At 70.5% G+C, this 10,025-nt stretch carries 2 protein-coding genes; one reads left to right on the top strand and one right to left on the bottom strand.

The annotated features are described in order from the left end of the window. The first annotated feature begins 499 nt into the window (after positions 1-499). Complete coding sequence (locus tag GXY85_08270; protein ID NLW50817.1) at positions 500-3,301, top strand: fused MFS/spermidine synthase; 2,802 nt, start codon at positions 500-502, stop codon at positions 3,299-3,301. A gap of 229 nt (positions 3,302-3,530) precedes the next feature. On the opposite strand, the gene GXY85_08265 is transcribed toward GXY85_08270, so the two are convergent. Next, positions 3,531-9,848 carry a hypothetical protein gene (locus tag GXY85_08265; GenBank protein ID NLW50816.1) on the bottom strand — a complete coding sequence of 2,106 codons (6,318 nt, stop codon included), beginning with the start codon at positions 9,846-9,848 and terminating at the stop codon, positions 3,531-3,533. Between the last annotated feature and the right edge of the window lie 177 nt (positions 9,849-10,025).

Here is a 10,025-nt window from a genome sequence, read left to right as displayed (position 1 = left end):
CCGTTGGAGGGGCACGCTCCGTCGTGCCCGCTCCTGCAATCACCGGCCGCCTGTCATCCCCGGCCGCGACGGAGCGCGGCCCTCCATTGGTACGCACGCGGCCACGCCGTTGGAGGGGCACGCTCCGTCGTGCCCGTTCCTGCAATCACCGGCCGCCTGCCATCCCCGGCCGCGACGGAGCGCGGCCCTCCACCGGCACGCACGCGGCCACGCCGTTGGAGGGGCACGCTCCGTCGTGCCCGCTCCTGCAATCACCGGGCGCCTGCCATCCCCGGCCGCGACGGAGCGCGGCCCTCCACTTGCACGGACGCGACCCCGCCGTGGAGGGGCACGCTCCGTCGTGCCCGCTCCCGGCGCCGGGCGGCGACGCCCGCGCTGCCCATTGGGGGGAGGGCGGCGCACGGCGTACTTGCACCTCCGGAGACGTGCGCATAGAATGCCGGCTCTGCACCGCGTTTCCCCGGCCGAGGGCCGGGCACTACCGACGGAGTCGCCGGTGATGAGTGTGCCTGACGTTCCGACGGGGGGCCCCTGGCGTCGTGCCGCCCCGCTGGCCCTTCTCCTCCTGTTCTTCCTCTCCGGTGCGGCTGCGCTGATCTACCAGATCGTCTGGGCGCGGCAGCTCGCCCTCGTCTTCGGCGTCACCATCTACGCCAACAGCGCCGTGGTGACGGCCTTCATGGCGGGGCTGGCCCTCGGCAGCCTCTATATCGGGCGCCTGGCCGACCGATGGGACCGCCCCCTGCGGCTCTTCGCGCTGCTGGAGGTGGGCATCGGCGTCTTCGGCGCGTGCTTCCCGCTGCTGGCCGACGCCGCCACGCCCCTGTACGTGGCGTTCTACGGCGCCTTCGGGGCCAACCACTACGTGATGAGCCTCGTGCGGTTCGCCCTGTCCTTCGCCATGCTGCTCATCCCGACCGCCCTGATGGGCGGCACCCTGCCGGTGCTGGCCCGGGCCTACGTCCGGCACCGCCGGCGGCTGGGCGGCGAGGTGGCGGGGCTCTACTCGGTCAACAACCTCGGGGCGGTCGTCGGCTGCGTCCTGGCGGGCTACGTGTTCCTGGAGTTCCTGGGCCAGGCGCATACGCTCCTCCTGGCCGCCGCGCTGAACGTGTCCGTCGGGGCCGGGGCCATGCTGCTGGACCGGCTCATGGGCGGCCCCGAGCCGGCGGCGTCCGATGCGGCGCCGGCGGCGGCCGATGCGGCGCCGGCCGCCGCCGATTCGGCGCCGGGCGGCGTGCCGCGCGCGGTGAAGGTGGCGCTGTGGGTCTTCGGCATCGAGGGCTTCACCTCCCTGGCCTACCAGATGGCGTGGACGCGCCTGCTCATCTTCTTCGTGGCCACCAACACCTACGCCATCACGACCATCACGGCGACCTTCCTTGTGGGCCTCTCACTGGGGGCGTTCCTGGTGCGCGGCCTGGTGGACCGCACGGACCCCTACCGCCTGCTGGCGGCCATCGAGGTCGGCATCGGCCTGTCGGCGCTCGTGACGATCCCCCTGCTGCCATGGCTCATGCGGTTCTACGGCACGATGGAGGGCGCCCTGCGCCTGTACGGATGGGGCGCGGTGGCGGGCGGGCAGTTCGTCATCTCGATGGTCGTCATCCTGATCCCGACCACCCTGATGGGCGCCACGATGCCGGTGGTCTCGCGCATCTACGTGCCCGCACTGAAGCGGCTGGGCCGCCGCATGGGTGTGATCGGCTGCCTGGACACGGTGGGGTCGATCTTCGGCGCCTTCGTCGGCGGCTTCATCATGATTCCCGTTCTCGGTATCCAGCGCTCCATCATCGTCACGGCCGTCGTCAACCTGGCGCTGGGTGCCTGGATGCTGGCGGCGCGGCCGGCGGGGCAGCGCGTCGCGCGGCGGCGGCCGGCGTTCCTCCTCTCCGCCGCCCTGGTCGTGGCCGCCCCGGCGCTGCTGCTGATGCCGCGCCTGGAGCTGATCCACGCCACGGGGGCGACGCGCAACCGCGACATGGTGCGCGTGCTCGACTATCACGAGGACGTCGAGTCGACCGTCAGCGTGCTGGAGACCGCCGGGTTCGCGCTCGATCTGTATGTGAACGAGACGGGCGTCGCGCGCACCACGCGGCACGACCGGCCCAGCCACGAGATGATCGCCCACGTGCCGCTGCTGCTGCATCCGGCCCCGCAGCGTGCGCTGCTGATCGGGTTCGGCATCGGCTTCACGTCGCAGGCCGCCGTCGCCCACGGGGTCGAGGTCGACGTGGTGGAACTGAGCCCGGGCGTGCGGCGCGTGAGCGGTTGGTTCAAGAAGTACAACGGCGACGTGCTCTCGGACCCCCGCGTGCACCTGCGCATCGACGACGGGCGCAACTACGTGCTGGGCACGCGTGAGCGCTACGACGTCGTGCAGGCCGGCATCATCCACCCGGGGCTCAACGCCGGGAACGCCGGGTTCTACGGCGTGGACTTCTACCGCCAGTGCAAGCGCATCCTGGCGCCGGGCGGCATCATCTGCCAGTGGCTGCCGCTCCACAGCATGCCGGAGGAGGACTTCCGGATGCTGATCCGGTCCTTCCTGGTCGAGTTCCCGCACGCGAGCGTCTGGTTCAAGTACACCGCCGACTTCTGCATCCTGATCGGCACCGAAGGCCCCCTGCGCATCGACTTCGCCGAGCTGGAGCGCCGCCTCGACCGGCCCGCCGTCAAGGAGCGCCTGGCGGCCAACGGCGTCGTGGACGCCTGCGACTTCCTGAGTGCCTTCTGCGGCGAAGGCGACGACCTGCGCCGCGCGGTCGGCCAGGGGCCCCTGAACACCGACGACATCCCGATTGTGGAGTTCCACTGCAGCCGCTCCTACCCCATGAACTCGCACGTGCGGGCGCTGTTCCTGCTCGCGGGGATGCGGCGTTCGCCCTGGGACCTCCTGTACAGTGTGCCGGCGGGGCGCGAGGCGGCCACCCGCGAGTCGCTCGAACGGTGGGTGGAGGGCACGACGGTGCTGACCCAGGCCGTGGCGGAGGGGCTGATGATGGAGTATCTGCAGGACTTCGACGACGCCTTCGCGCGGGCGATGGCGCTGTTCGACCGGGCGCTGGCAGTCAACCCCCAGGACGCGACCGCCCGGTTCCTGCGCCGATACTACGCGGCCGTCCGGACCGCTGCCGTGGCCCGCTGGCACGCGGGGCAGGGGCCGATGGGCCAGGCGCGGGCCCGGCTGCTGCTGGAGCCCCTGGTGGAGGGCGGCGAACCGGTTACCGCCGCCGAGGCCGAGGCCCACATCCTGTGGCGCATGCTGCACGCCCCGGGTGCGGACGACGCGGGCCGATGAGCGCCGCCGGGCGCTGGCACGGGCGGACCACCCAGCTTGGGGCACACGGGCGGGCACGACGGCGCGTGCCCCTCCGACGGCCTCCCATTGTCACTCTGAGCCCGCCGCAGGGCGGGCGAAGAACCTCGACGTCCGAGGCGGGGCACGGCCAGTGACGGCGAGATGCTTCGGCGTCCGAGCGGCGCCGCAGCATGACAGGCTGGCCCGGCGGCGTCGCGCCCGGCGCGCCTCACCGGTCCTCGACGCGGAGGACGGCCTCGTCGCTGTTTCCGCGCAGTTCGGGTGCGTACATCCCCTGCACGACGGCCGGCAGGGCGTGGAAGACGCCCGGGATCTCCGCGCGCAGCCGGTAGCGCAGCAGGTGTTCGCCGCGGCCGATCGTCTCGGCGAAGAACGCCACCTTCTCGTCCCGCAGCTCCATGTAGGTGTGGAAACCCTCCTGGCGCTGTCCGCCGCTGCGCAGTTCCACGGGTTCGCAGCCGGCCGGCTTCATGTCCTCGAACATGAGGTAGGTGTAGTCGTTGTCCGCGGTCACCCGGAGTTCGACCTGCACCAGGTCGCCGCTCTCGATGCGGTCGCCGTTTCGGAGCGGCACGCGCTCGTAGCGCAGGCGTCGCTCGGAGAGCTGCTGGCCCTCGGCGCCCTCCACCTCGACCTCGTACGGCATGCGGCGCAGGAGGTAGTGGGTGCGGTCGATCTTCAGTTCCAGGCCCGAGGCCGTGATGTGCTCCTCCTTCGTGAAGTAGCTCAGGCGCACGGAGTAGTAGAGCGCCCCGGGGCCGTCCTTGCTGACCCGCAGGGTGTGGGGGCCGCCGGCCAACGCGTGGCCCTCCACCACGAACGAGTTGTCGTAGGTGAAGAAGTTGTCCCGGTCGATCTTCACGCTCTTGACGACCGCGCCCTGGTCCAGGCTCAGGGCCACCGTGCAGTCGGGGCGGCCTTCGCCCGTGGCCGCAACGAAGTCGCTCATGGCCCCCACGCAGAGCGCCGTGTCGCGCGTCGAGCGCCAGTAGTAGCCGTTGCGGCGGTTCTCCAGGAGCCATTTCACCAGCCGCGGCGCGATCTCGCTCTCCGGCTCCAGCCGCACGAGCGCGCGCAGGCACCAGGCGTTGGTCTCGATGTCCGAGTTCCACCAGTACCACCAGCCCTGGGTAGGCGTGCGGAACCACGCGATCTGCGTCCCCTCGTTCTGCTCCACGTACTGCAGGATGTTGCGCAGGACGAGGCGGGCCCGCTCGGTGTCGTTCAGGTTTGCGAGCGTCAGGCTCAGCAGGGCCTTGCCGTACAGGTTCAGCCGGTCGCGGCCCTCGAAGAGGCGCTCGACGCAGTCGCCCGCCTTCTCGTCCTGGGCCTTCAGCCCCTTCAGGGACAGGACGTAGGCTGCGAACGCATGCACCTCGCCGGCCGTCCAGTCCGTGCGCTGCATTTGGTCGATCTCCCACTGGCGCAGGAACTCCATGCCGCGGTCGATCATGTTCTGGTCGACGGCGACGTCGCACTCCTGCGCGCCGACGAGCGCCTGGAGGACGTAGCTCGTGAGGTACGGGCTGGATTCGCCCTGCGTCCACCAGCCCCAGCCGCCGTCGGCGTGCTGCATCTCGGCGATGCGCTTGAGGCCGGCGGCGATCAGGCGCTGCAGTTCCTCAGAGTCGAAGATGGGGCTGTCGGCATAGATGCGGATGTTCTCCCCTTCCTCGATCCGGCGCACCTCGGCCATGCGGCCGCGGATCCCGCGGACGTCCTCCAGGCGGATGCCCATGTTCTGGAGGGTCTTGAGGGTGAGCACGGCCGGAAGGAAGCGGCTGACCGTCTGCTCGGTGCAGCCGTAGGGGTAATCGAGGCAGTAGGGGAGGGCGTCCAGCATGGCGCCGACGAGGCTGGGTGCGAACTGGACTTCGAGCCGGGTCAGCTCGGGGCGGCGCTGCTCGGGCACCGTGAACTCGATCACGTGCTCGGCGGCGTCCTCGGCCGGCCGCATCGAGCCGCACCAGGACTCCTGCTTCGTCATGCCGTGCACAAGCACCGGGAAGGTCATGCGCATGGCGTCGGACTCCTCGTCCGTGAGCGCCTTGACTGTGACGGCCGCCGTGCCCTCCGCAACGACGCGCACGCGCCAGTCGACGCGGCGCTCGCCGGCGGCCGCCACCTCGACGTCCACGGTGGCCGGGCTGCCGTCCATCAGCGCCAGGTGCTCGGGCGGCACCTCCAGGCTGACACGGGCCGTCTTGGCGGAATCGAGGTAGTTGTGGACGTTTGCGCTCAGGACGACCTCGTCGTACTCCAGGAAGAAGCGCGGCGCCTGCAGCCGTACGATCAGGTCCTTGGTCGTCACGGCCTCCGTGGACGCCTGGCCGACGCGGGGATCCCGTCCCACGGCCCAGGCGTTGACCTTCCAGGTCGTAAGGTTCTCAGGCATCGCGAACGTGACCTCGGCTTCACCATCCGGGCCGGTCAGGAGGGAGGGGGTCCAGAAGGCCGTGTCGGCGAAGGCCTCGCGCACCTGGGGGGCGACGAACGCCGCGTCCTCCGCCGCGCCCCCGTCCGCCGCGCCGGGCGCGGGGGCCGCGGCCATGGGCGCACCCTCGGCCATGTCCGCCGCCTCCGCCGCCAGCGCCTTGGGCATGCCGCCACCGCCTCCCAACATGGCCCGGGAATAGGCGATACCCCCGCCGCCGGCCAGATTCCGGAACTCGGCGTCGGTCAGCCAGGCCCAGCCCTCGACCTGCGGGCTCCATGTGCCCTGCCAGGCGGGCGGCAGGGGGTTCAGACTCTCGAACGGACGGAGCACGTAACCCCAGGCCCCGAACCGTTCCAGAAGGTTCGTCCTCATCAGAGACGTGTGGCTGCGCACCTGTCCGTGGAAGAACGTGCTGATGACGGGCGCGTATTCCGGCTGGATGGCGAGCACCGAGCGGTCGAAGGCGCTCAGGACCATCTGGACGTCCGCCGGCTCGCCGTCGGGGCCGACCGCGCGCACGCGAACCCGCGCGTCCTCGCCGGGGGCGTAGCGGGGTTTGTCGGTGTGGACCTCGATGTTCAGAACCGCATCCTGCGGCGGCACGCAGATACGCTCCGCCTGCTGGTGCACGCGCAGGTCGCTCACCAGGCACGCCTCAACGAAGGTGTTGGGGCGGTGGGCTTCCTTGATCGGCACGTCGACGACGGTGTGGCCGGCCGGCAGGTGCAGCAGGCGGTAGCTGAGCAGGGAGCCTTTGTCGACGGCGTCGGCGAACAGCACGTAGCTGTCCGGCCGGCGGGTGTTGATCATCAGGCGGCAGACGTCGCCCGGCTCGTAGGTGCGCTTGTCCGTGATGAGTTCCAGGTCGTTGAAGCGGTAGAGGCGGCCGTCGAAGTCGCGGCCGCAGACCCACACCAGGCCGTAGCCGGTCACCGTGCCGCCCCACTCGTCGGGTGCCGCGAAGGCGATCTTGAGCTGGTCGCTCCGCTCGTGGCGAAGGCGGAAGCTCAGCTCGCCCTGTCCGTCGGTGGAGGCCGTCCAGCGGTCCAGCTCCTCCTCCGCGATGTGGCCGTTGTCGGGGCCTCCGAAGACGACGCGGGAGACGGTCAGCAGGCCCTCGGCCTGCACGGGCCGGTCGTCCGGCGTCAGGCAGCGCACGCGGATCACCATCTCCTCACCGGGCCGGTAGTAGCCGCGGTCGGACTGGATCATGGCGTAGTAGGCCTGGCGGGTGACCTTCACGTCGCCTTCGCCGCTGATGACGCGCCGGCTGGCGTCGCGCACGTCCGCCTGGACGACGTAGCGGTGGTCGCGGTCCGGGTGGTCGCGCAGCGCGGGTGCCGTGTCGATGTCGATGACGAGCCGCCCGTCCTCGGCGATCGGCGATTCGCCCTCCTTGACCAGTTCGCGGACCGGCTGATAGTGGGAGTATCCCCACCACCAGGACGGCGGGCTCCAGCAGGAGCGCAGGGCGCCCCACCAGGGGAACCAGTCGTGCGCGTACCACGCCTGGCCGTAGCCCGGTCCGTAGAGCCAGTCCCAGCGGCCGGGGAAGTAGTAGCTGTGACGGTACTCCTCGCGGAACACCCGGTAGCTGACAGTGGCGTCGGTCACGGGCGCACCGAAGTAGTAACTGGCCTTGACGACCGCCTGAAGGGGCTCCCCGAGCTTTGTGTGCGTCTCGCTCGGCTCGACGGTCACCTCGAATTCCGGCTTCTTGTACTCTTCGACGCGGAAGTGCGGCCCCCCGTAGAGCCGCGTGTCGGGGACATTCAGGGTGTAGACGCCCAGCGTCGCCTCCGCGTCCAGAGTGAACTCGCCGTCCAGTCCGCCGAAGTCGTCGGTGCGCTTGTCGACTGCAAGGACCTCGTCGCCGCGCGGGTCGTACAGTGCGACGCGAAGGGCGGTCTGCGGCATGTTCTCAGGAACGCCGTTCCGCACGTCTCGGACCCAGACCTTGAAGCGCACCGTCTGCCCCGGGCGGTAGACAGGCCGATCGGTGACGAGGTAGACGAACATCCCCTCGCGCATGATCGAACCGATGCCGCTGCGCGAGAATCTCATGCCGGACCACGCGAAGCGATCGCCCGGGGTCGTGGCCAGCCAGTACACCTCGCCGCCCCGGCCGGGCTGGCGCGGCAGCACGGCCATGCCGTGCTCGTCGGTTGTCAGATCCGTGGTCGCCGTATGCCACGTCTGCCTGCGCGTCTTCGGATCGTAGGTGGTCCAGGTCTCCAGTGCGTTCATCGCCGCACCCGCGACCGGTGCGCCGGTGACGGCGTCGGCCGCGTAGCAGAGTGTGCCCTTGTCCGTCTTCTTCTCAACGAGGGCCAGGTCGTTCAGCACGACGACGGCGCGGCTCTGTCCCCGCCCGAGGGCCTCGGTGGAGCGCCCGGCGCCCGCGGCGGTCGACGGCTCCTCGGTGAAGGCGTACACGACATAGGCGCCGCGTTCCGTCAGAGGCGACCGAAGCGTCGCCTGCGCGTAGCGGTGCGTGCCGTCGTTCGGCACGGTGTCGGCCCATCGGGCCACCTCCGGGCCGAGGTGCCTGGCCACCAGGCCGCTGGCCCAGTCGGTCCCGCGCTCACGCACGAGGTAGTGGGACCACTGCCAGTGCAGCCACACGTGGCGCTGAGCATCGTCCGTCTCCTTGCGGGCCTCCTCGCGGATCTCCCGGAGCATCGCCGGCAGGTCGAAGCGGCGCGCGATGAAGTGAATGCGGTCCAGGTTGCGGTAGCTGATCTGCAGCTCGGCCGGCCGGCCGGGCGCCTGGACTCCGTTGTCGCTCAACTGCACCTGCGGCGACCGGATCTCCGCGGCCTGATCGGCCGCGTGACCGGCCCACGGACTCTCCGGGAACGCCTCGCGCAGCGCCTCGTACTCGGCCAGCGCCTGCGTGTACTGCTGGCGGCTCTGGCAGTAGAGCCCGATCGCGTAGCGCGCCTCGGGGGCGACGCCACCGGCGGCGTAGTCGCCCGCCACCGTGCGCAGCAGTCCCAACACGTCGAACGCGGGCGGCAGCTCGACCTTGCAGATGCGCCCGCCGGCCAGCACCAGGGCCTCGCCGTCCTCCAGTTCCCACGGATTGAACGAATCCAGTTCCTCCTGAAGCGGCTGGCCGGAGTTGAGCGGCTGGCCGGAGCTGCGCGCCGAACCGGTGGCGGAGTAGTAAGGGCTGGCGTAACTCCTGAGACGGTCCATGCCGAACCGCTTCCGGGCCAGCATGGCCTGCCGGTAGTAGCTCAGCGCCGTGTGCTTGCGCTCCTCCGTCCGGTCGAGCCTGCGCACCTCGTCCAGGAGGTAGAGCATCTTCTGGTCGGCCGGCGTCTGGTCGGTGTAGTCCTTGGGCAGGGAAGGGAAGACCGGCTCGCCGTCCGGCCCGATCCGGAGCCCGATCGGGCGCTTCCGGTGCATGTCCCCGTAACTGTAGCCCTCATCGAAATCGTCTTCCCCGGCCGTCACGGCCAGGAAGCCGTCGCGTTCGCCCCACCAGCGATGCCAGTACTGCGGCTGGTCGTCGTAGATCGAGAACTGCGAGAGCAGGCTGACCAGATCGAAGAGGCACTCGATCCGCTCCTCGCGCCAGGCCGGGTCGGTCCCGTCGTCATGCTGCGCATACAGATCGCGCGCCCGTTCCATGTGCGCGACGGCGAGGCGCTTGTCGTGCTGATGGCTCTGGAGGAAGGTGCCCTGGCGGTGCTCGCCGCGGTAGAACTCCCCGCCCGCGCGCGTGCCCCAGTGGGGGAGGAGCATGTAGAGGTGGCCGGCCAGGCGCTCAGCGTGCGGCTCCAGGCGCATGCCCGCCGTGCGCACCACGTAGTCCTCGGCGGCTGTGATCGCTTCGTCGTACGACTGCAGCCGCAGCCGGCTCATGATGACCCGCTCGGCGGCCAGATGCCAGTCGGCGCCCCCGGCCGCCACGAGTGCGCCGTAGGCGTCGGCCGCCTCCGCGTAGTTCTTCTGCTCGAACAGCCGGTCGGCGTCGGCCATGGACGGCGGCGCGGCCGGGGCGGCGTGCAGGCAGGTCAGGGCGACGACGGCGAGCAGTCCGGCGACGGCGATCCCCTTCGGCGGTATCCGGCGACGCATCGGCGACTCCTCATGCGAGTGTTCCCCGGCGGATGCGCGCAGCGGCGCGCAACGGCTGATGGTCAATCTACGGCATTCGACGTCGTTTGGACAACGGAAGTTCCACGAGATTCTCCCATCTTGCGTCTCGCCTTGTCGAGCGCGGGAATCGGGCATATTATGGACCTCTGCAGATGC

This window comes from Candidatus Brocadiaceae bacterium, from assembly GCA_012728835.1.
GTDB lineage: Bacteria > Planctomycetota > Brocadiia > SM23-32 > SM23-32 > JAAYEJ01.
The sequence above is the reverse complement of the archived record's forward strand: the minus strand, read 5'-3'. Positions and strand labels throughout refer to the sequence as shown.

Excerpts from the sequence above, each read along its gene's own strand:
- GXY85_08270 (NLW50817.1), top strand. The coding sequence starts at position 500 with ATGAGTGTGCCTGACGTTCCGACGGGGGGCCCCTGGCGTCGTGCCGCC.
- GXY85_08265 (NLW50816.1), bottom strand. The coding sequence starts at position 9,848 with ATGCGTCGCCGGATACCGCCGAAGGGGATCGCCGTCGCCGGACTGCTC.